21 protein-coding genes and 2 riboswitches are annotated in these 20,858 nt (G+C 68.1%); of the genes, 12 read left to right on the top strand and 9 right to left on the bottom strand.

What is annotated here, in order from left to right; all coding sequences use genetic code 11:
* The first annotated feature begins 30 nt into the window (after positions 1–30).
* A complete protein-coding gene (locus ACQVDU_RS01480; protein WP_443476097.1) occupies positions 31–870 on the top strand; it encodes a CPBP family intramembrane glutamic endopeptidase in 840 nt (279 codons plus the stop codon).
* A 191-nt stretch (positions 871–1,061) separates the two neighbouring features.
* Positions 1,062–2,018: a hypothetical protein gene (locus ACQVDU_RS01475; protein ID WP_300594824.1), complete on the top strand. Its 957-nt coding sequence runs from the start codon at positions 1,062–1,064 to the stop codon at positions 2,016–2,018.
* Positions 2,019–2,046: 28 nt separating this feature from the next.
* Here ACQVDU_RS01475 and ACQVDU_RS01470 read toward each other — a convergent pair whose 3' ends face one another.
* The 5 genes from ACQVDU_RS01470 to ACQVDU_RS01450 all read right to left on the bottom strand — a co-directional run bounded on the left by ACQVDU_RS01470 (position 2,047) and on the right by ACQVDU_RS01450 (position 9,341).
* Complete coding sequence (locus ACQVDU_RS01470) at positions 2,047–3,204, bottom strand: IS30 family transposase (RefSeq protein WP_443476096.1); 1,158 nt, start codon at positions 3,202–3,204, stop codon at positions 2,047–2,049.
* A 118-nt stretch (positions 3,205–3,322) separates the two neighbouring features.
* The gene (gene gcvP / locus ACQVDU_RS01465) at positions 3,323–6,223 is read right to left on the bottom strand and encodes an aminomethyl-transferring glycine dehydrogenase (RefSeq protein WP_443476095.1); all 2,901 of its coding nucleotides are present in this window, start codon (positions 6,221–6,223) and stop codon (positions 3,323–3,325) included.
* Entirely contained in the window at positions 6,220–6,603 is a 384-nt protein-coding gene (gene gcvH / locus ACQVDU_RS01460; protein WP_363496643.1) for a glycine cleavage system protein GcvH, read from the bottom strand. Before gcvH ends, gcvP begins: the two co-directional genes overlap by 4 nt.
* A complete protein-coding gene (locus tag ACQVDU_RS01455) occupies positions 6,600–7,835 on the bottom strand; it encodes a glycine cleavage system aminomethyltransferase GcvT (RefSeq protein ID WP_443476094.1) in 1,236 nt (411 codons plus the stop codon). The genes gcvH and ACQVDU_RS01455 overlap by 4 nt, the downstream gene beginning before the upstream one ends.
* A 48-nt stretch (positions 7,836–7,883) precedes the next feature.
* Positions 7,884–7,998, bottom strand: a riboswitch (glycine riboswitch).
* A 1-nt stretch (position 7,999) separates the two neighbouring features.
* Positions 8,000–8,091, bottom strand: a riboswitch (glycine riboswitch).
* A 65-nt stretch (positions 8,092–8,156) separates the two neighbouring features.
* Positions 8,157–9,341, bottom strand: a complete 1,185-nt coding sequence (locus tag ACQVDU_RS01450) for a MarP family serine protease (protein ID WP_443476093.1) — start codon at positions 9,339–9,341, stop codon at positions 8,157–8,159.
* Between the two features lie 113 nt (positions 9,342–9,454).
* Here ACQVDU_RS01450 and ACQVDU_RS01445 point away from each other — a divergent pair, with 113 nt between their 5' ends.
* Genes ACQVDU_RS01445 through ACQVDU_RS01420 form a run of 6 tightly spaced genes read left to right on the top strand, consistent with a single transcriptional unit; the run spans position 9,455 to position 16,037 of the window.
* Positions 9,455–10,240: an NUDIX hydrolase gene (locus ACQVDU_RS01445; RefSeq protein WP_300592949.1), complete on the top strand. Its 786-nt coding sequence runs from the start codon at positions 9,455–9,457 to the stop codon at positions 10,238–10,240.
* A complete protein-coding gene (gene nadA / locus ACQVDU_RS01440; RefSeq protein WP_300592952.1) occupies positions 10,237–11,586 on the top strand; it encodes a quinolinate synthase NadA in 1,350 nt (449 codons plus the stop codon). The genes ACQVDU_RS01445 and nadA overlap by 4 nt, the downstream gene beginning before the upstream one ends.
* Entirely contained in the window at positions 11,583–13,142 is a 1,560-nt protein-coding gene (gene nadB, locus ACQVDU_RS01435) for an L-aspartate oxidase (protein WP_443476092.1), read from the top strand. Before nadA ends, nadB begins: the two co-directional genes overlap by 4 nt.
* The gene (nadC, locus tag ACQVDU_RS01430; RefSeq protein ID WP_300592958.1) at positions 13,142–14,011 is read left to right on the top strand and encodes a carboxylating nicotinate-nucleotide diphosphorylase; all 870 of its coding nucleotides are present in this window, start codon (positions 13,142–13,144) and stop codon (positions 14,009–14,011) included. Before nadB ends, nadC begins: the two co-directional genes overlap by 1 nt.
* Positions 14,008–15,150, top strand: a complete 1,143-nt coding sequence (locus tag ACQVDU_RS01425) for a cysteine desulfurase family protein (RefSeq protein WP_300592961.1) — start codon at positions 14,008–14,010, stop codon at positions 15,148–15,150. Before nadC ends, ACQVDU_RS01425 begins: the two co-directional genes overlap by 4 nt.
* Positions 15,147–16,037, top strand: a complete 891-nt coding sequence (locus tag ACQVDU_RS01420) for a glycosyltransferase family 2 protein (protein ID WP_300592964.1) — start codon at positions 15,147–15,149, stop codon at positions 16,035–16,037. The genes ACQVDU_RS01425 and ACQVDU_RS01420 overlap by 4 nt, the downstream gene beginning before the upstream one ends.
* A gap of 16 nt (positions 16,038–16,053) precedes the next feature.
* On the opposite strand, the gene ACQVDU_RS01415 is transcribed toward ACQVDU_RS01420, so the two are convergent.
* Positions 16,054–16,698, bottom strand: a complete 645-nt coding sequence (locus ACQVDU_RS01415) for a DUF2461 domain-containing protein (RefSeq protein ID WP_300592966.1) — start codon at positions 16,696–16,698, stop codon at positions 16,054–16,056.
* A gap of 44 nt (positions 16,699–16,742) precedes the next feature.
* On the opposite strand from ACQVDU_RS01415, the gene ACQVDU_RS01410 reads away from it, so the two are divergent.
* Both ACQVDU_RS01410 and ACQVDU_RS01405 read left to right on the top strand, forming a co-directional pair.
* Entirely contained in the window at positions 16,743–16,952 is a 210-nt protein-coding gene (locus ACQVDU_RS01410; protein ID WP_300592969.1) for a hypothetical protein, read from the top strand.
* 167 nt (positions 16,953–17,119) lie between these two features.
* The gene (locus tag ACQVDU_RS01405; RefSeq protein ID WP_443476091.1) at positions 17,120–18,664 is read left to right on the top strand and encodes a DHA2 family efflux MFS transporter permease subunit; all 1,545 of its coding nucleotides are present in this window, start codon (positions 17,120–17,122) and stop codon (positions 18,662–18,664) included.
* A 32-nt stretch (positions 18,665–18,696) separates the two neighbouring features.
* Here ACQVDU_RS01405 and ACQVDU_RS01400 read toward each other — a convergent pair whose 3' ends face one another.
* Both ACQVDU_RS01400 and ACQVDU_RS01395 read right to left on the bottom strand, forming a co-directional pair.
* Positions 18,697–18,951 (bottom strand): hypothetical protein, encoded by a 255-nt coding sequence (locus ACQVDU_RS01400; RefSeq protein WP_300592971.1) that lies wholly within the window; start codon positions 18,949–18,951, stop codon positions 18,697–18,699.
* Complete coding sequence (locus tag ACQVDU_RS01395; RefSeq protein ID WP_300592974.1) at positions 18,938–19,273, bottom strand: DUF7882 family protein; 336 nt, start codon at positions 19,271–19,273, stop codon at positions 18,938–18,940. The genes ACQVDU_RS01400 and ACQVDU_RS01395 overlap by 14 nt, the downstream gene beginning before the upstream one ends.
* Before the next feature lie 305 nt (positions 19,274–19,578).
* Between ACQVDU_RS01395 and ACQVDU_RS01390 the strand changes: the two genes are divergently transcribed.
* Together ACQVDU_RS01390 and ACQVDU_RS01385 are read left to right on the top strand one after the other, a co-directional pair.
* Complete coding sequence (locus ACQVDU_RS01390; RefSeq protein ID WP_300593091.1) at positions 19,579–20,409, top strand: SDR family oxidoreductase; 831 nt, start codon at positions 19,579–19,581, stop codon at positions 20,407–20,409.
* 35 nt (positions 20,410–20,444) lie between these two features.
* Positions 20,445–20,711, top strand: a complete 267-nt coding sequence (locus ACQVDU_RS01385) for a DUF7218 family protein (protein WP_300592977.1) — start codon at positions 20,445–20,447, stop codon at positions 20,709–20,711.
* Here the strand turns inward: ACQVDU_RS01385 and ACQVDU_RS01380 are convergent.
* Entirely contained in the window at positions 20,686–20,847 is a 162-nt protein-coding gene (locus tag ACQVDU_RS01380; RefSeq protein ID WP_300592980.1) for a hypothetical protein, read from the bottom strand. The genes ACQVDU_RS01385 and ACQVDU_RS01380 overlap by 26 nt on opposite strands.
* Positions 20,848–20,858: the final 11 nt, after the last annotated feature.

The raw sequence follows: 20,858 nt of genomic DNA, 5'->3' as shown, positions 1-20,858 counted from the left end.
GTTACATACCCTTAACTCGGTGGGAGTTGCATGTGGCAATCTGACAAGGTGCACCCCCCGAAGCGGCCTCCCGTTGTTAGCGAAGTGCTGAACGTTTCGCGCGTTGACGGGCAAACACGTAAGCGGCTGACCTGGGAGGTCTGGATCGTCCTGGCGATCACCGTCGGCCAGTCGGCGGTGTACAGCATCCTGTCGTTCACGCGCTCGCTCATCCGTGCCGCTCAAGAAAACCAGACTCTCGCGCAGCAGCAGACCCAGCTGAATCCGAACCGGGACGCCGAGGCGCTGTGGAACGCGCTGTACCAGTTCCTCAGCATCTTCTTCGGGTTGGCGCTGGTGGCGTTGGTGATTTACCTGCTCTGGGAGCCGGGGTCCAACGCCCTGAGGCGGATCGGCCTGGACTTCTCGCGGTTCGGTGGCGATCTCGGGCGTGCGCTCCTGCTCGGCGCCGTGATCGGCATCCCGGGCCTTGCCCTCTACGTCGCAGGCCGTGCGCTCGGGATCACGCTTCAGGTGAGCGCCTCGCCGCTGGATGCCGCGTGGTGGACAGTTCCGCTGCTGATGCTGGCAGCGCTGCGCGCTGGGCTGACCGAGGAGGTCATCTTTCTCGGGTATCTGTTCGATCGCCTCCGCCGGTTCGGCTGGAACTGGTGGGCGATCATCCTGACCACGGCCGGTCTTCGCGCCGCGTACCACGCCTACCAGGGCTTCGGCGCGATCGTCGGCAACTTCGCGATGGGCGTCGTGTTCGGCTGGTGCTACCGGCGCTGGGGCCGGGTCATGCCACTCGTGATCGCCCACACCCTGATCGATATCGTCGCCTTCATCGGTTACCCCCTCGCGGTGACTCTCTTTCCCACCGTGTTCTAACGCCCCGGGTGCCCTGAGACACAGCCTGGCGCGACACACGGATGTCCGTCCCTCGCGCCACCGCACGTCTCACGGAGGAGGCGTATCGGCGAAGAGGGCGGCCGCGTCTCCACGAGGGCAAGAATTGCCGCGTTGTCCACCGCGGAAGTTTGGGGCGAGGGCTGATTTCGGGGCGTGTTCAAGCATGAAGGATGCCGCCAAAGACCGCGATCGCTCCGAGTCCCGTTATCTTCCACGTGGCATCGGATGCCGCGCCGACTGCTCGACCGCGTGATGACCGCACGCTCGTGCGCGTACGACACGGCGTTTGGGCGGATGCGGCCGCCTGGCGCACCCTCACCCCGTGGGATCGTTACCTGGCGCGCGTCCACGCCGTCGCGCTACTCCGGCCGGACGCAGTGTTCTGTCGCGAGTCCGCCGCCGCACTGTGGGGTCAACCAATAATCGGCGAACCTCGCGACATCCACCTCTTCGATGGCGAGGCGACGCGGTCGCACCGGGTAGGCGATGTCGTGCGGCACGCAAGCCTCACGACGCCCCGCGTCGTCGAGGCTGGGGGCTTCCTGCTGACCGCTTCGGCTGACACTGCCGTCTCCCTGGCCCGCACCCTTCCGCCCGCGTGGGGCGTGGCGGCCGTGGACGCGACGATCAGCAAGCGTCAACTCGGTCTGTGCACCATCGCGGAGATTCGTGACGCCTTTTCGCTGCAGGTGGATCGTCGTCATCGCCGTCGATGTGTATGGGCCATTGAACACGCCGACCCGCGCTCCGAGAGCGTTGGCGAATCGGTCAGCCGCGCGGTCATCGGCTGGTTGGGGTTTGAGGAACCCGAGCTCCAGCATCCGTTCCACTTCGAAGGGCATGACGACCGTTGCGACTTCTACTGGCCGCGCTCTGGAATCGCCGGAGAGTCCGATGGATACGGCAAGTACCGGAGCGCCGCCGACCTCATCGCCGAGAAGCGCCGCGAAGACCGCTTGCGTCGACACCTACGCGGCTTCGCGCGCTGGGACTGGAACGACGCCATGCGCGCCGAGCCCCTTCGACGTGCGCTCGCGTCGAGCGGCGTGCCCCGCATCCGCCCACCCGACCCCACCATGCTCGCCACCCTCGCCCCGAGCTCACACCGTCCGCACCGTGAGACGTAACCTGGCGCGTGGGGCGGGGCCGGCGGATTCAAGCGGTGGTCGCAATGAGTTCTGTGAACTTCTCCGATGGTGTCAGATAGCCGAGCGTTTTGCGTGGTCGTCCGTTGAGCGAGTCCTGGATCGCGGTCAGCTCAGCGCGGGTGACGATGCTCAGATCGGTGCTCTTCGGCAGGTACTGGCGTAGCAGTCCGTTGGGATTCTCGTTGCTTCCGCGCTGCCACGGGGAGTGCGGGTCGCAGAAGTAGATCGGGATGCCGGTCGCTGTGGTGAACTCGGCGTGCTTGGCCATCTCGGCGCCCTGATCCCAGGTGATCGTCCGCGCCAGCGACGCCGGAAGCGCGGTGATCGCCTCGCGCATTGCGGCCTCCACCTTGTCGGCGCTCTTCCCGTCGGGCAGGTGCAGCAGAAGTGTGAGGCGGGTGCTGCGTTCGACGAGGGTTCCCACGGCGCTGCGACTGTTCTCGCCGAGGATCAAGTCGCCTTCCCAATGCCCCGGCACGGCACGGTCTTCGACCTCTGCGGGGCGCTCGCTGATCATCACCATCCCTGGCAGCCGGCCCCGCCCGTCCGTCGCGGTCCGCGACTTCCGTGCCGCCCGCCCCGACCGCAGGCAGCGGGCGAGCTCGCGGCGCAGCTGCCCGCGTCCCTGCACGAACAGGGACTGGTAGATCGTCTCGTGACTCACGTGCATCTCCGGGTTGTCGGGATGCTCCAAACGTAAGCGCGCGGCGATTTCCTGCGGCGACCACAGTTGCTCCAGCTGCGTCGTGACGACCTCGAGCAGCCGTCCACTGTCGAGCTTGAACGGCTTCGGTCGGCGGGCCTGCTCTCGTGCGTCCTCGTGCGCCCGCCACGCCGAGTACTCCTCCCGTCCGCCGCCGCGCTTGACCTCGCGGCTGACCGTCGACACCGCGCGTCCCAGGGCACGCGCGATCGCAGTAAGCGTGTCACCGCGGGCGAGGCCGACCAGGATCTCCTCACGGTCGAAGACCGTCAGATGCCCCTCGCGCGGCTCCCAGCCGAACGGCTTCCCGTCGAGGTGACGGCCCTCCCTCGCCATGCGGCCGACCATCGGCGCCGTGCAGCCGATCTCGCGGGCGATATCGATGAGCCGCCACCCCTTCGAGTGGAGACGGAGCGCGAGCTGCTTCTGCTCGCGACTGAGATGACCATGTTTGCCCTGCAACGAATGCCTCCCGAGATCAGCGCCTGCTTCATCTCACAGCACCCGTTGCGTTGACCGGTTGAATCCGCCGCCACGTTTCGCGCGCCAGGTTCCGTCTCGCGGGGGCGGGGCGGGAGTGCTAGGCGAACGCGGCGGGGGGCGGGCAGGCGCAGACGAGGTTGCGGTCGCCGTAGGCCTGGTCGATGCGGCGCACCGGGGGCCAATACTTCGAGCGCACCAGGGAACGAACCGGATACACCGCCCGCTCGCGCGAATACGGATGCTGCCAGTCGCCGACCGCGATGGCCTCGGCTGTGTGCGGGGCATTCACCAGCGGGTTGTCGCCCGCGGGCCACTCCCCCGCAGCCACCGCCTCAGCCTCGGCGTTGATCGCGATCATCGCCTCGATGAATCGCTCGATCTCGCCGAGATCCTCAGACTCGGTCGGCTCGACCATGAGGGTCCCCGCGACCGGGAACGACATGGTCGGCGCGTGGAATCCGTAGTCGATGAGGCGCTTGGCCACGTCATCGACCGTGATCCCGGTCGCCTCCCGCAGGGGGCGCAGATCCAGGATGCATTCGTGCGCGACGAGCCCGTTCTCTCCCGCGTAGAGCACCGGGTAGTGCTCGCGCAGGCGGGCCGCGATGTAGTTCGCCGCCAGGACCGCGCTGCCGGTCGCCTGACGCAGGCCCTCAGCGCCCATCATCCGGACGTACGCCCACGAGATCGGCAGGATGGATGCCGAACCGTACGGCGCGCCCGAGATCGGACCCCCGGCGAAGATCGCGCCTTCGGGATCCGTGAGCGACGGATGCCGTTCCCGCTGCGCCATCGGATGCGAAGGCAGGAACGGCGCAAGGTGCGCCTTGGCGGCCACCGGGCCGACTCCTGGCCCACCGCCGCCGTGCGGGATCGCGAAGGTCTTGTGCAGGTTCAGGTGCGACACGTCGCCACCGAGATCCCCCAGGCGCGCGTACCCGACGAGCGCGTTGAGGTTCGCCCCGTCGACGTACACCTGTCCCCCTGCCTCGTGCGCGGCCGCGGTGATCGCCAGTACCTCGTGCTCGTACACACCGTGCGTCGACGGGTACGTGATCATGAGGGCAGCGAGCGTGTCGGCGTGCTCGGCGATCTTCGCGCGCAGATCGCCGAGGTCGACGTTTCCGGCGTCATCGCACGCGACGACCACGACCCGCATCCCGGCGAGCACAGCGGATGCCGCGTTCGTGCCGTGCGCGGACGACGGAATGAGGCACACCGTGCGCTGCTCGTCGCCCCGCGAGCGGTGGTATCCGCGGATCGCGAGCAGGCCCGCGAGCTCGCCCTGGGAGCCGGCATTCGGCTGCACCGAGACGGCGTCGTAGCCGGTGACCTCCGCCAGCCACGTCTCGAGCTGATCGATCAGGGCGAGGTATCCCTCGGCGTCGGATGCCGGAGCGAACGGATGCATCCGCGCGAACTCCGGCCACGAGACCGCTGCCATCTCGGTCGCGGCATTGAGCTTCATCGTGCACGAGCCCAGCGGAATCATGCCGCGGTCGAGGGCATAGTCGCGGTCGGCGAGAGTCTTCAGGTAGCGCATCATCGCGGTCTCGGACCGGTGCGCGTGGAAGACCTCGTGCGTGAGGTAGGCATCCGTTCGCCGCAGCGCGTCGGGGTACATCCGCACACCCGCGATCGCGGTGAATGACGAGCCCTCCGAAAGCCCTGTCGAGGGCTCGCCCGCACCGCCGAACACGGCGAGCAGATCCGCCTCGAGCGACGGATCGGCAGCGCTCACCTCGTCGAGTGACATTGCGACAGTCTCAGCGTCCACGCGTCGCAGCAGGATGCCGAGCCCGGCCGCCGCCGAGACGACGGCATCGGCATCCGCGACCCGCACCTGGATCGTGTCGAAGAAGTACTCGGTCAGCACCTCGACGCCGCGCGCCCGCAGCGATCCGGCGACCAGAGCCGTCCTCGCGTGCACGCCCTGAGCGATCCGCTTCAGCCCCTCGGGCCCGTGATAGACGGCATACATCGCCGCCATCACGGCCAGCAGCACCTGGGCGGTGCAGATGTTCGAGGTCGCCTTCTCGCGGCGAATGTGCTGCTCACGCGTCTGCAGCGACAGCCGGTACGCGGGGCGGCCGTCGGCATCCACCGACACTCCGACCAGGCGCCCCGGCAGCTGCCGTTCGAGCCCTGCCCGCACCGCGAGGTATCCAGCGTGCGGGCCGCCGAAGCCCATCGGCACCCCGAAACGTTGCGTCGTCCCGACAGCCACATCGGCCCCGAGCGAGCCGGGCGAGCGCACCAGCGTGAGGGCGAGCAGGTCGGCGGCGACGACAGCGAGTCCGCCATGCGCATGGATCGCCGTGATCGCCTCGCTCGGATCCCACACCCAGCCAGACGCACCGGGGTACTGGATGAATCCGCCGAAGGCCTCGGGAAGCACCTCGGGCTCATCGAAGGACACGACCCGGATGTCTATCCCGAGAGCTTCGGCCCGGTGCCGCAGCAGCGCGATCGTCTGCGGGAGCGCATCAGCGTCGACGAGGAACACACTCGAGGCGCTCTTCGACGCGCGGCGGGCGAGCAGCATCCCTTCGACCACGGCTGTCGACTCATCCAGCATCGAGGCGCCAGCGGTCGCCATACCCGTGAGATCGGTCACCATCGTCTGGAAGGTGATCAGCGCCTCGAGTCTGCCCTGCGAGATCTCGGGCTGGTATGGCGTGTAGGCGGTGTACCACGAGGGGTTCTCGAAGACATTCCGCGCGATGACGGCGGGAGTGACTGTGTCGTAGTACCCGAGCCCGATTAGCGAGCGCGAGACGCGGTTGCGCGAGGCGAGCGCCCGCAGCTCCCCGAGCGCCTCCGCCTCGGTCGCGGCGTGCGGAATGCGCGATCCGTCCCGCGGAGCAGCGTGAATGGATGCCGGAACCGCCGCCGCCACGAGCGCATCGACGCTCTCGTAGCCGAGCGCATCGAGCATGGTGCGCTGGGCAGCGGCGTCGGTTCCGATGTGACGCTCGGCGAAGGATCCGACGATCATGCAGCGCCGCCGGTCAGGGCGACGTAGGCGTCACGGTCCAAGAGCGCATCGATGTCGGCGGGCGTGACTTTGAGCTTCATGAGCCAGCCCGCACCGAACGGGTCGGAGTTCACGACAGACGGGTCATCAACTGCCTCATGGTTGACGGCGAGGACCTCACCGTCAACGGGCGCGAACAGCTCACCGACCGACTTGGTCGACTCGATCTCGCCGCAGACCTGGCCGGCTGACACGCCGTCGCCGACGCCCGGCAGCTCGAGGAAGACGACATCACCGAGCTTGTCGGCGGCGTAATCGGTGATCCCGATCACGGCTTCATCGCCCTCCAGGCGCAGCCACTCGTGCTCGGCGGTGTACTTCAGGGTCGTCAGGTCGGTCATGTCGTCCTCCGGTAAAAGGGCAGGGTCGTTACGGATGCAGGAATGAGGGTGCCGCGCACGTCGATCGCCAGTTCGGTGCCGGGCGCGGAAACAGTGGGATCGACAAACGCCAGAGCGATCGGATGCCCGAGGGTTGGGCTCAGCGCGCCGGAGGTGATCTCACCGACGACGGGGGCACCGTCGACCGACGGAGCAACGACGGTGTAGCCGGCACGTCCGGCGCGGCGGCCCTCAGACACGAGTCCGACGAGCACGCGGCTGTCGGCATCCGAGGCCTGTGGAGCCCGCTTCCCCACGAAATCCGGCTTGCCGTCGGCGACGCTGCGCGCAAGCCCCGCCTGGGCGGGAGCCGTCTCGAGCGAGAGCTCGTGGCCGTAGAGCGGCATGCCGGCTTCGAGCCGCAGGGTGTCGCGGGCCGCGAGGCCCGCGGGTACGAGGCCGCGCGGCGCTCCCGCGGCCAGCAGGGCGTCCCAGAGGGCTCCCGCTGCGCGATGGGGCACGAGCAGTTCGAAACCGTCCTCACCGGTGTAGCCGGTGCGGGCGATGAAAAGCGGCGCGCCAGCGAAGGATCCGGCAGCCCAGGCGTAATAGCCAAGGTCCGCGAGCGCGGGCGAAACGCCTTCGATGCCGGATGTTGCCGTCACGATCTCCTGCGCCGCGGGGCCCTGCACGGCAACGAGCGCGAACTGGTCGGTCACGTCCTCGATCTGTGCCGTATCGGAGACGCCCGGGATGACCGCGAACGACGTGACGCCGCGGTCGATCCTCGGCTCCGCGAGGAAGGATGCCGCAACCGGCGCCCGCGCGGCCCGCAGCGCGAGCGCCTCAGCCACGGCATCCCGGTTGCCCGCGTTGGCGATGACGAGGTACCGATCCTCAGCGGTGCGGTAGACGATGACGTCGTCGACGATGCCACCGTCTTCGGTGAGCACGAGCGAGTACTTGGCTTTGCCGACCCGCATGCCCGAGTGATCACCCGAGAGGGCGTAGTCGAGGAATGCGCCGCTGGGCTCTCCGGTGACGAGGAACTCGGCCATGTGCGAGATGTCGAACAGGCCCGCAGCCTCGCGCACCGCGTGGTGCTCGGCGAGGTCGGATGCGTAGCGCACCGGCATCTGCCAGCCGCCGAAGTCCGTGAACGCAGCCCCGAGCGCGACGTGTCGATCGTGGAGCGGCGAGCGTCTCGGCTCGGCCGGCACGGGTGCGGTATCTGGTGGAGCGGGGTGTGACATGAGTTCTCCCGGTCGTCGGACGGGGGACGCTGTTCGGCGCCCGTGAACTCCCCCTCTGTCTGTGGCCTGAGAGTTTCGCGCGGCATCCGAGTGAACCGGATGCTGTGCTTTCACCGTCGGCGGCCGCCACCCGATGCGCGGGTGATGACGCTTTCCAGAGTGGCCGGACGTGCGCGGTACGCGGACCTGAGAGATTGGCGGGGAGGCTTGCTCCTTCGGTGCCCGGTGTGACCCGGGGCTCTCCCGCACCCGTCATGTGGCCGGATCTTCAGTTGCGCCGCCAGCATATCCCAGCGCCCGGGCTGCGCCTGCAGACGCGCCTCAGGGCGTGCAGGAACCCGTCGATACCGGCTCGGCAAGAGCTGGCGCCTGATCGGCCAGCGGCGCGAGCACGCCAGAGGTGACGGCGTAGCCGACATCCGACCCGTCATCGGCGCGAGCGAATACGACGCCCGCCGCCTCCCCACCGGCGGTGAGCACGGGACCCCCGGAGTTCCCCGGTGCGACGCGGGCATCGAGCGCGTAGATCTCGCGGCTCACGGTCGCGGTGTCGTAGATGTCGGGGACCTGCGCGGTTCCCACCGACCGCACTGACGCCTGCCCCAGCGTGAACGGGCCGCCATAGGGATAGCCGGCAACCGCCGCGGTATCGCCCGCACGCAGCGGTGCGACGACGGGCAGTACCGCAACATCCTCGGTCTCCACGGCGATGACGGCGAGATCCTGGTCGGGGTCGAACCAGACGACGCGGCCCGCTTGCGCGATGCGCCCCGGCAGCTCGACGACGATCTGCTCCATCCCGGCCACGACGTGCGCGTTGGTGATGACGCGGTCATCGGCGATGACGAAACCCGATCCGGTCATGCCCCGCGAGCATGAGAATGCGGTTCCCGAGATGCGAGCCACCGACTGGGCGGCTGCGCTCAGGGCGGGGTCATCCAGCGCCACCGGCGGGGCTGTCGGTGCCGCGGCGGGAAGATCCAGCAGCGTCCCCATCCGGGGCAGGGCGTCCACGAAGACCGTCTGCCGCAGCTGCGCGAGGGCAGCGCTCACCGGTGGCGGCGTCAGCGCATCGATCGTGGCGAGGACGCGGGAGGACGAGGTCGCGGCAGTGACCAGCGGCACACCTGAGATAGCGGCGCTCTGGGCGACCAGCGAGAGCGACAGGGCGGTGGCGACGACAGCGACGACCCCGCCCAGCAGACGGTCGATCACGTGAAGGCGCAGTTTTTCGGCTCCGCGCCTGAGGGCACTGCCGACCGCGCCCCCAGCTATCGCACCGCCGACGAGCAGCACCACGACCCCGGCGATGAGCACCGGCCCGCGCCAGTCCGATTCGGGCAGCAGCGGCGCGACGACCGGCAAGAGCCACCAGACCGCCACACCGCCGACGGCAAGGCCTACCGCCGAGCCGAGGATCGCCAGCACGCCGCTCCCGATTCCCCACGCGAGCGCGCCGAGCAGCAGGATCACGACGAGAACGTCGGTGAGGATGCCGAGGACCACACATCCAGTCTGTCGCCCGCTCGATCGACCAAGCTGGGGGTTTTCTTCCAGCCCACCCGAGTTGCGGTTCTGGTCACCCTGACTCTAAGATCGACTGCGTAGTTAGAGTCACCATGACACAAACCGTCCTCGCTCCCGACACACCGCGCGCAGCATCCACCGATGCCATCCGCGTCGCGGTGTCGACCGTGATATTCACGGTCCGCCGCGACCCCGGAGACGGGTCGGGGCGCCTCATGATGCCGCTCGTGCGTCGAACCCGCGAACCCTATGAGTGCCTGTGGGCACTGCCCGGTGGGTGGCTCCACGCAGGCGAAGGCCTGGATGCTGCCGCCTCGCGCACCCTCGCCGAAACGACGGGTCTGACGCCGAGCTATCTGGAGCAGCTCTACGCGTTCGGAGACGTCGACCGCTCCCCCACCCGCGTCGTATCGATCGTCTACTGGGCACTCCTGCGCGCCGACGACGTTGACGCCCAGCGCGCCGCCCATGAGGCAGCGGGCGATGCTCCCGAGAACGTCGCCTGGTTCGACGCGAACGCGCCGGGCACCCTCGCCTTCGACCACAACGAGATCGTGTCGTACGCACTGTGGCGGCTGCGAAACAAGGTCGGCTACAGCCGCATCGCCCACGGCCTGCTCTCGGAGCTGTTCACGCTGGCCGACCTTCGCGAGGTCTACGAGGCGATCCTGGATCGGCGACTCGATCCCGCGAACTTCCGACGCCAGGTCGAGAACTCCGGAAACCTCATCCCCACCGACCGGTTCCGCACCGGCAGCCATCGTCCCGCCCGCCTCTACCGCTACAACCAGGATGTCGAACTCGCCGACCGGGGCCCGCTGAGCGCCGCGCGGCCGGGCGGCATCCGCACCTCCTCGCCCGAATCGAGCACCTCATGACAGCTGTCAACATCGCCCTCGCCCCGCGCCCCATCGATCCGTCGGTCGACCACGAGATCCACGGCATCGTCTCGGGGTCGCTGCAGGGCGAGACCTGCAACACCGACCTGGCGACGGCACCGTGGAGCTTCGACACGGTGCCGGGCTACGGGCCTGGAGCATCCGAGGGCGATGTCATCCCGACCGGTGCACCGCGTCAGGGCGAGCTCCCGCGGGAGTACCGCGAGGCCACAGAAGACGAGCTGGACGCCCGGATCATCGCGGCGAAGAACACCCTCGGCGACCGCGTCGTCGTGCTCGGACACTTCTACCAGCGCGAAGAGGTCGTGCGGCACGCCGACTACGTGGGCGACTCGTTCCAACTCGCCAACGCCGCGAAAGCACGCACGGATGCCGAGGCCATCGTGTTCTGCGGCGTGCACTTCATGGCTGAGACCGCAGACCTGCTCTCCGGACCCGATCAGGCGGTCATCCTGCCCAACCTCGCGGCCGGATGCTCGATGGCCGACATGGCTTCGATCGACGAGGTCGAGCAGGCGTGGGAGGAGCTCGCCGACATCTACGGCGACCTCGATACCCCGGATGTCGAGGGCCTGCTGCCGGTGATCCCGGTGACCTACATGAACTCCTCGGCGGCGATCAAGGGGTTCGTGGGCCGCCACCACGGAATCGTGTGCACCTCCTCGAACGCGCGGACCGTGCTGGAGTGGGCCTTCGAGCGGGGCCGGCGCGTGCTGTTCTTCCCCGACCAGCATCTCGGCCGCAACACCGCGAAGGCCATGGGCGTGCCGCTCGAGCAGATGCCGATGTGGAACCCCCGCAAGCCCCTGGGCGGCAACGACGACACGACTCTGGATGCCGCGCGCGTCATCCTGTGGCACGGATTCTGCTCGGTGCACCGCCGCTTCTCGGTCGCTCAGATCGACAAGGCCCGCGCTGAGCACCCCGGCGTCCGTGTCATCGTGCACCCCGAGTGCCCCATGGAGGTTGTCGACGCAGCTGACGAAGCCGGCTCGACCGACTACATCCGTAAGGCGATCGAGGCCGCGACCGAGCCGACGACGTTCGCTATCGGCACGGAAGTGAACCTGGTGCAGCGCCTCGCGGCCGAGCATCCACAGCACGAGATCTTCTGCCTCGATCCCGTCGTCTGCCCATGCTCGACGATGTATCGCATCCACCCTGGCTACCTCGCGTGGGTGCTGGAGTCGCTCGTTGCCGGCGAGGTCGTCAACCGCATCACGGTTCCGGCCAACGTAGCCGACCCAGCCCGCGTCGCTCTCGAGCGGATGCTGGCAGCTAAGCCCCCGGCAGCCCCCGCTGCAGCCTGGGAGCAGGCGTCATGACATCCGCACCGCGCGTGATCGTCGTTGGCAGCGGGATTGCGGGCCTCACCGTTGCCCTGCACGCCGCAGCCGGCGGATGCCTCGTAACGGTGGTGACCAAAAACGTGCTGGAGCACGCCAACACGCGCTACGCGCAGGGCGGGATTGCCGGAGTCATGTTCCCCGACGACCGGGTCGAAGACCACATCCGCGACACCCTGGTCGCCGGCGCCGGACTCGGTGATGAGGCAGCGGTGCGAGTACTTGCGACCGAGGGACCGGAGCGGATCCGTGAGCTTGTCGCGCTCGGCGTCGCGTTCGATCGCGACGAGCACGGTGAGTTCCGCAAGGGTCTCGAGGCCGCGCACTCCTACCCGCGCATTCTGCACTCGGGGGGCGACGCCACCGGCACCGAGATCGAACGCGCGCTTGTCGCCGCCGTCCGCGCAACGGCGGCGACGGTCATCGAGCACGCGTTCCTGGTCGACCTCATCATCGAGCAGGGTCGGGTGCGCGGCATCCGGATCCTGCGCGACGCCCGTGACGGAGACGCGGGAACGCCCGACGAGCTGCGCGCCGATGCCGTCGTCCTGGCAACGGGGGGCATCGGCGAGCTGTTCGCGCACTCGACGAATCCCGCGGTAGCAACCGGTGACGGGATCGCTGCGGCGATTCGAGCGGGAGCCGCTGTCGCTGACCTCGAGTTCGTGCAGTTCCACCCGACAGTCCTCGCGGCCGGCGACGCGTTCTTAGTGTCCGAAGCGGTGCGCGGCGAAGGCGCGACGCTCATCGACGAAGACGGTCACCGCTTCGTTTTCGACGATCATCCCGACGGTGAGCTCGCGCCGCGGGACGTCGTCGCCCGCGCGATAGCCCGGGTCATGAGGCAGCAGGACGGACGCCCCGTGCTGCTGGATGCCACCGCCATTCCCGCGACTGACGCTGATGCCCGCGCGGCTTGGCTGCAGGAACGCTTCCCGACGATCGACGCCGCGATGCGTGAGCGCGGCCTGGATTGGGCGCGCGTTCCCGTACCGGTGACGCCTGCCGCCCACTACCTCATGGGTGGCATCGTCACCGACCTGGAGGGGCGCTCCTCGCTTCCCGGACTCTATGCCGTCGGCGAGGCGGCCCGCACCGGAGTCCACGGGGCGAACCGTCTCGCGTCGAACTCGCTCTTGGAGGGCGCCGTTTTCGGCGCCCGCGCCGGGGACGCGATCGCGACGGATGCCGCATCCCGCCTCTGGCCCGCCGACACCCGCGACGACATCAGCCCCGTTCCGTCCGTGGGCGTGGCGGGAAGCCTGGCCGCCCCCTCCCCAGCCTTCTCGCGCGCCGCTCTTCAGGACCTCATGTGGGAGAACGCGTCGCTGGTGCGAGACGACGAGGGGCTCGCCCGCGCCGCTAGCGTCATCGACACCTGGCGAGCGCAGGAGCGCTCGCCGCGGACCGAGCGCGAGTACGAAGACGAGAATCTGTTGCTTGTCGCCGAGCAGGTCGTGGCGGCTGCGCGTGCTCGGAAGTCTTCGGCCGGTGCCCACTTCCGCCGCGACGCCGAGCTGGCGGCGGTGCGCTGATGCTGACCCGCGCCGAGATCGACCGGGTGGTAGCTGCGGCCCTCGCCGAAGACGCACCGTGGGGCGACGTGACAGCGGAGGCCTTCGTACCGGCATCCGCCCGCGCCCGCGCCGAGCTCGTCGCGAGGGAGCCCGGAACCTTCAGCGGCGGAGACGTGTTCGCGGCAGCCTTCGCGCTGACGGATGCCGCTATCACCGTGACCGTGCACCGAGCCGACGGGGAGACGTTCTCGGCAGGCGACGTGCTCGCCACCGTCGAGGGGCCCGCCCGCGGCGTTCTCACCGCCGAGCGCGTCGGACTCAACTTCGCCCAGCGGATGTCGGGAATCGCCACCCTCACCTCCCGCTATGTCGAGGCGGCCGCGGGAACCGGCGCACGAATTGCAGACACCCGCAAGACGACCCCGGGCCTGCGCGCGTTCGAACGCCACGCGGTGCGCAGCGGCGGCGGCCACAACCATCGGCATTCCCTCTCGGATGCCGTGATGGTCAAAGACAATCACCTCGCTGTCCTGGCAGCTTCGGGTGCCTCCACCACGGAGGCGCTCCGCACCGGGGTCGCAAGCATTCCCCATACGATGCGTGTCGAGGTGGAGGTCGACCGTGTCGATCAGATTCCCGCGGTGCTCGCGGCAGGGGTCGACATCATCATGCTCGACAACTTCTCGCTCGACGAGCTTCGCGCCGGAGTCGAGCTGATCGCGGGCCGGGCCATCGTCGAGGCATCCGGTGGCGTCGGTCTCGACACCGTCGGGGCGATCGCTGCGACCGGTGTCGATGTGGTCTCGGTCGGAGCCTTGACGCACTCTGCCCCCGCGATCGACCTGGGCCTGGACATCCAGATCGAGTCGGGTACCGGCGGGTCGTGAGCGTCAGCTACCTCGACAACGCCGCGACCACTCCGGTGCGCCGGGAGGTGCTGGAGGCGATGACTCCGTACCTCACGTCGCACTACGGCAACCCGTCGAGCCACCACACCATCGGCGAGCAGGCAGCTCATGCCCTCGCCGATGCCCGGAATCGGGTCGCCACCGTCCTCGGCATGCGGGCCACCGACGTGATCTTCACCTCTGGTGCGACCGAGGCGAACAACCTCGCGATCAAGGGCGTCGCGATAGCCGCGCAGCAGCGACGCGGCGCCCGGCACGTGGTGACCACCCCGATCGAGCACGAGTCGGTGCTTGCCTCGATCGACTACCTGACGCGCATCCACGGGTTCGAAGCGACGCTCGTGCCGGTGGACACGACGGGACTCGTTGATCCGGATGCCGTGGCTGCAGCCATCCGCGACGACACCGCGATCGTCAGCGTCGGCTATGCCAATAACGAGATCGGCACGGTTCAGGACGTCACGGGTCTGGTCGCCGCCGTCGCCGGGAGGGTGCCCCTGCACCTGGATGCCGTCCAGGCGGCAGGATGGCTGCCGCTTCGCGGCCTCGGCGTCGACGCGCTCTCGATCGCCGGCCACAAAATCGGCGCCCCCAAGGGCATCGGTGTGCTCGGCATCCGATCCCGCATCCCCCTGGAGCCCGTGCTGCACGGCGGCGGACAGGAGCGGGAGCGGCGCAGCGGCACCGAGAACGTCGCCGGAGCCGTGGGCCTCGCGCGCGCACTCGAGCTCGCGGACGCCGAACGCCTTGACGCCGCCGCGCGCGTGGCCGCCCTGCGTGACGACCTGATCGCGGGAGTGCTCGAGCGGGTGCCGATCGCGCGGCTCACCGGGCATCCGGAGCACCGCCTTCCCGGGACGGCGAGTTTCACCTTCGCGGGAGTGAACGGCGAGACCGTGCTGCTCGAGCTTGAGCGGCGAGGCCTGGTCACCTCGAGCGGGTCAGCCTGCGCGGCCGGGAGCGACGAGGCCTCGCACGTCCTGCTCGCTCTGGGGCTGGAGCCGGACGAAGCCCGCACCGCGGTTCGTGTCACCCTCGGCCACGGCGCCGTCGGCTCGGTCGCGCCGATCGTCGACGCCATCGAGGCAGCTGTTGCCGCCGTAGGATCCGGGGTATGACAGACCCGGCGATCACCGTCATCGTTCCGGGTCTGGATGTCGCCCCCTACGTGCCCGCGGCGCTCGAGTCCCTTCGAAACCAGACCCGCGGCGACTGGCGGGCGATCCTCATCGACGACGGTTCCGCCGATGAGACCGGTGGGCTCTTCGAGCGGGCAGCCGCCCGCGACGAACGGTTCCGCGCCCTGAGGCTGCCCCGCACGCGAGGACTGGGGGCGGCGCGGAACGCCGCACTGGATCTTGTCACCACGCCCTTCGTGGGGTTCCTGGACGCTGACGACGAGTTCACCCCGTCAGCCCTCGAACGCATGATCGGGACGCTCGAGCGCACGCGAAGCGATTTCGTCATCGGCGCCTATACGCGGCTGCGGCCCCAGCCCGACGGCTCGTATCTCGACGGTCCAGTACAGCCGTGGGTTGCCGCGGCAACAGCACCCGAACGCCACGGGGTGACGCTGGACGAGCATCCGGCGGCGACCGGAAGCATCGTCGCGTGGGCGAAGGTGAGCCGGGCCCGGGTGTGGGATGAGCTGCGATTTCCCGAGGGTCGGCTGTACGAGGATCAGGTCATCGCTCAGCGGATGCTCGTGTCGGCATCCGCCTTCGACACGATCCCCGACGTCGTCGTGCGGTGGCGAATGCGGCCGGACGGATCCTCAATCACGCAGCGTGAGTCCGAACTCGCCGTGCTGCACGACTGCCTGGACGCGATGGCAGAAGGGCTCGACGTGCTCGCCGGCCACGAGGAAGCGCTCCGCGCCCGGATCGACCTCATCCGTGACATGGATGTGCCTCGACTGCGCTCGATCGCCGAGAGCCACCCCGACCCTCGCTATCGAGAAGCGTTGGACGCCTTCGAGGCGAGGCTCGAGGACTGGTTGAGCTGAGGCACCGTCAGGAGCGCTACCGGGCCTCGGGATCTGTGGCGATGTTCGCGTGCAACCAGTCGCACCACACCGATACGACGTGCCAGGCGGCACGGATCTCGTCGAGGGCGACGGGCGTCCACATCCAGTCCTCGGGCGCCTCTTCTCGCCCGATCGCCAGGTGCCGCAAGCGCAACAGCTCGATCCGCGGGTGATCGACAGAGAATCCTCGAGGCGCGGTGCGCAGCTCGTCGTCGCGCATCGGCTCGAAGCCCCCAGCATGAACCTCGGCGAGGGTGGCCTCGAGATCGGGCGCCGTCCGGGCGTCATCGACGAGCGACCGGAACGCCGCCAGCTGTGAGGGCGAGGGCTGGTACATCCCGCCACCGATCAACAGGCCGGATGCCGAGAGCTGCAGGTAGTGCGCGGCTGAAGCGCGGGTGACGAGGCCGATCTGGAGCTTGTAGGGCGACTTATCGGCGCTGAAGCGCACGTCACGGTACGGGCGGAAGATCTTCACGGGGCCGAACTCCGGCTCGAGTTCCTCGGCCAGCGACTCAAACGGACCGGCGACGTTCTCGGTGAAGCGCGACTTCTGGCTCTGCCACCACTCCTTGGTGTTGTTGACCGCCAACTCGTCGAAGAAGGCGAGGGCGTCAGGATTCAGGCCGTCGAAGCTCACGCCTGGAGCATAACGCCGGGCAGTGACACCGGTAGGCTGTGAGCATGACTGCGAACGATGGCGCCGGCACTGGACACGAAGACCTGGACGCGCTTCGCAAAGAGATCGACGATCTGAAGTCGATCCCCGAGGAGCAGCTGATCTCCCCGACACCGGCGGGCCTGCTCGATCGGGAGCCCACGCCGCACCCGACCAATGCGATCGGGTCCGAGCAGTGGGACAAGTCGGTGGACGAAGAGACTCTCGACGACTGAGTCTGGCTCCGACCGGGAGTAGTTTCTTCCGCCTCACGGGAATCGAATGTCGGTTCCCGCCGTTATGGTCAACGACGCCACCTCGCGTGGCTCTCGTGCGCCCGCTCTCGGCGTCCCCTCCCGTTTTCGACTCCGACGACACGTGCCCTGATAGTGAGGACCCGCCCGTGGCAGCCAGCAATGTAAACTCTCAGACCGGCTCGATCCCGGTCATCCCTGCCGGCCCCGACGCCGCGACTCCGGTCCCTGGTCTGAACCTGCGCCCCGAGGAGAGCCGGATTATCTGGCTCCTGCTGTCTGCGGCTTTCGTCGCGATCCTCAACGAAACCACGATGGGCGTCGCGATCCCCCACCTCATCGTGGATCTCGGCATCACCGCGGTGGCTGCCCAGTGGCTGACGACGGCATTCATGCTCACGATGGCGGTGGTCATCCCGATCAGCGGCTTCCTCCTGCAGCGCTTCACGACCCGGCAGGTCTTCCTCGCAGCGATGACGCTCTTCTCGACCGGAACAGCCGTGGCTTTCATTGCGCCCGGCTTCGAGATCCTCCTCGTCGCCCGCGTCATCCAGGCCTCGGGCACCGCGATCATGATGCCGCTGCTCATGACGACGCTCATGACCATCGTGCCGCCGCATGCGCGTGGCCGCATGATGGGGCGGGTCAGCATTGTCATCGCGCTCGCTCCGGCGATCGGCCCGTCCCTGTCGGGACTCATCCTCGATTCCCTGGGGTGGCACTGGATCTTCGGCATCGTCCTGCCGATCGCAATCGCAGCTCTCGTGGCCGGCGCGATCTGGATCCGCAATCTCGGCGAAACCACCCGCGCACCGATCGATGTGCTGTCTGTGATCCTGTCGGCGTTCGGATTCGGTGGCCTCGTCTATGGCCTGAGCCAGATCGGCGGCGCGGCAAGTCACGGCGGATCGCAGACCGACGCCGCAGCTGAAGCCGGGTCCACGATGACCCTGGTGATTGCGATTGCGGTGGGCGTCGTCGCGCTCGCGCTGTTCGTGTGGCGTCAGCTCGTGCTGCAGCGCAAGGATGACGCGCTGATGGACCTGCGCGTGTTCCGTTCCCTGAACTTCTCCCTGTCTATTGCCCAGATGGGCGTCCTCTCGATGGCGTTCTTCGGGGCGATCACGGTACTTCCGCTCTACCTCAGCCAGGCTGTGGGTGCGACGGCGCTGGAAAGTGGTCTCCTGCTGCTGCCGGGTTCGCTCGCCATGGGCTTCGCCGGGCCGATCGTGGGCCGCATCTACGACGCATCGGGCACCCGCGTACTGCTGGTTCCCGGCGCCATCCTCGCTGTCGCCTCGCTCTGGGCGTACGCGAGCTACGGCGCCGACACCTCCATCTGGGTCATCCTCGTCACCCAGATCGTGCTGTCGCTGGGTCTCGCGCTCTCGTTCACGCCACTGTTCACGGCGTCGCTCGCCTCGCTCCAGCCGCGGTTCTACTCCTACGGATCGGCGGTCCTCGGCACCGTGCAGCAGGTCGCAGGCGCTGCGGGCGTGGCTGTCATGGTCACGACGATGTCCGCGATTGCGGCTTCTGCCGTCGAAGCGGGACTCCCGGCCAACGAGGCAGCCGCGGCCGGGGCACGCGGCGCGTTCCTCGTGTCGGCGATCGTTGCGCTGCCGATCCTCGTCGGGGCCTTCATCATCCGCAAGCCGGCTGACCAGCCTGAGGGAGTTGTCCCCGCGCACTGAGCGCGCGAGCGAGAAGGTTCGTGCCGCTGCGATCAGCGGTTGTCGATCGTGCCCAGATCCTCCGCTCCAGTGAGCTCGCGCTCATCCTCGGGCACCGGCACGAGCGCGATAGGAACGCCGGGTGTCAAGAGCAGGAACGCCTCCCGACGCATCCCCTCGCCGTCGTTGACCCGGAGCCACTGCGGAGCGCTCAACATTCCGTCGAGAACCTCCTGACGGACGTCGTCGAACTCTCGCCCACCGACGCTGTAGAGCTCGCCGCCGTAGACGATGTCAATGCGCTTCATTATTGCCTCCGGGCACCGGGTCGCCTTCCCTGGGTTCAGGCACGACGTAAAGGCCAGACGGGGAGTTCGCCGTGAACGCGAGGGCTTCCACCCATGCCATGTTCAGCTGCGGACGACGTCCACCGTAGAACTTGTAGACGAGCGAGCACCGCGGGTGGACCCACACTGTTGTTCGGCCATCACCAATGCTCGCATCGTCCTTCCAGGTGAAGTGAAACGCCTCGTTCCGCCTCAGCTTCGTCCCGATCACGACCTGCAAGTGCGCCAACGTCCGATCGTCGAAGTCGACCTTGACGGTGCCGTCGTAGATGAACTTTCCCATTCCGCTCTTTCTCCCCTGTGTGGGCACTCCCCGAGTCGCCGGGAAACCCCGTAGTGCGGGTCTCCGTATGATTGCAGACCCCCAGTCAGTATGCGACCACATCTACCGCGATCGTGTCGACAGCGTGCGTGCCGGTGCCAGCCGCACATCAGCACCTACGGTGCGTGCGCTCGTTGCGTTACCTCCGTCGGCCTTCGTGGTCAAGTCCCTGCCCGGAGCGCACCGCAGCTTCTAGCATCGCGCTCGTGACTTCACACGACACACCCCAGGACCCCCGCACCGCTCACACGACTGCTGACTTCCCGATGCAGGAACAGGCGCAGCCCGGGCTCGAAACCGAGATGGGACCCCGTCCCGACCATGGCGAGGGAACGTACGTAGGTCACGGCCGACTTGCGGGCAGGCGTGCTTTGATCACAGGCGGAGACTCCGGAATCGGTCGCGCGGTGGCGATCGCCTTCGCGCGCGAAGGAGCGGACGTTGCGATTGCCTCGTTGCCGGAGGAGCACGAGGATGCGGAAAAGACGGTGTCCCTCATCCGTGACTCGGGGGTGCGCTCAGCCTCCTTCAGCGGAGATGTCCGTGACGAAGCCTTCGCCGAGAGGATCGTCGCCGACACCGTCGCGGAGTTCGGCGGAATCGACATCCTTGTACTGAACGCCGCGTATCAGCGCGACCGCGACAGCCTCGCCGATCTGGAAACTGCCGAGTTCGACCGGGTCTTTCGCACCAACCTGTACGGCATGCTGTTCTCCGCGCGCGCTGCGATGCCGCACCTCGGCGCAGGGTCGGCGATCATCGTCACGGCGTCGATTCAGGCTTTCGATCCGTCCCCCGGTCTCGTGGACTATGCCATGACAAAGGCGGCCCAGGTCGCGTTTGTCCGCGCGACGGCCCAGGATCTGGGTCCGCGCGGCATCCGTATCAATGCTGTCGCGCCCGGTCCGATCTGGACGCCCCTGATCCCGGCCACCGACTTCGATGAGGAGAAGCTCACGACGTTCGGAAGCGACACTCCCCTCGGCCGCGCCGGGCAACCGGCGGAGCTGGCCGGGATGTATGTGTATCTCGCGAGCGACGAAGCCTCATACGTGTCCGGTGGCGTCTTCCCGGTCACCGGAGGTCGCGCGCTGTAACTAGCCCCTTAAGCATCCAGAGAAGGGAGACACCGGTGCCTGGACGTCGGAACTCGAGCCTGAAAGACCCGGAGCTGTACGAGGAGCTCCGGGACGACGGAGCATCCAAGGAGAAAGCCGCGCGCATCTCGAATGCAGCGGCAAACCGCGGTCGGTCGACCGTCGGTCGCAAGGGTGGCGAATCGGGCAGCTACGAGGACTGGACTGTCGATGAACTAAAGAAGCGGGCGAAGGAGCTGGGGCTGTCTGGCTATTCGTCGATGCGCAAGAAGGAACTCATCGACGCGCTGCGGAACCACTGAGGTTCGGGATGACTTTGACAATTCCTCCGAGCACGGCAGCCAGCAGCGACACGAGCTCTGTCAGCAGCACACCGAACACGGTGACAACTGCCGCGAGGACGCCTGCCCAGATTCCAGCGGTTCTCAGAGCCTTCATGCACTCAGGCT

It is taken from the genome of Microbacterium sp. F2 (assembly GCF_052274505.1).
Classification (GTDB): Bacteria; Actinomycetota; Actinomycetes; order Actinomycetales; family Microbacteriaceae; genus Microbacterium.
Note: the sequence above shows the minus strand (reverse complement) of the source record. Positions and strands in the feature narration are given on the sequence as shown.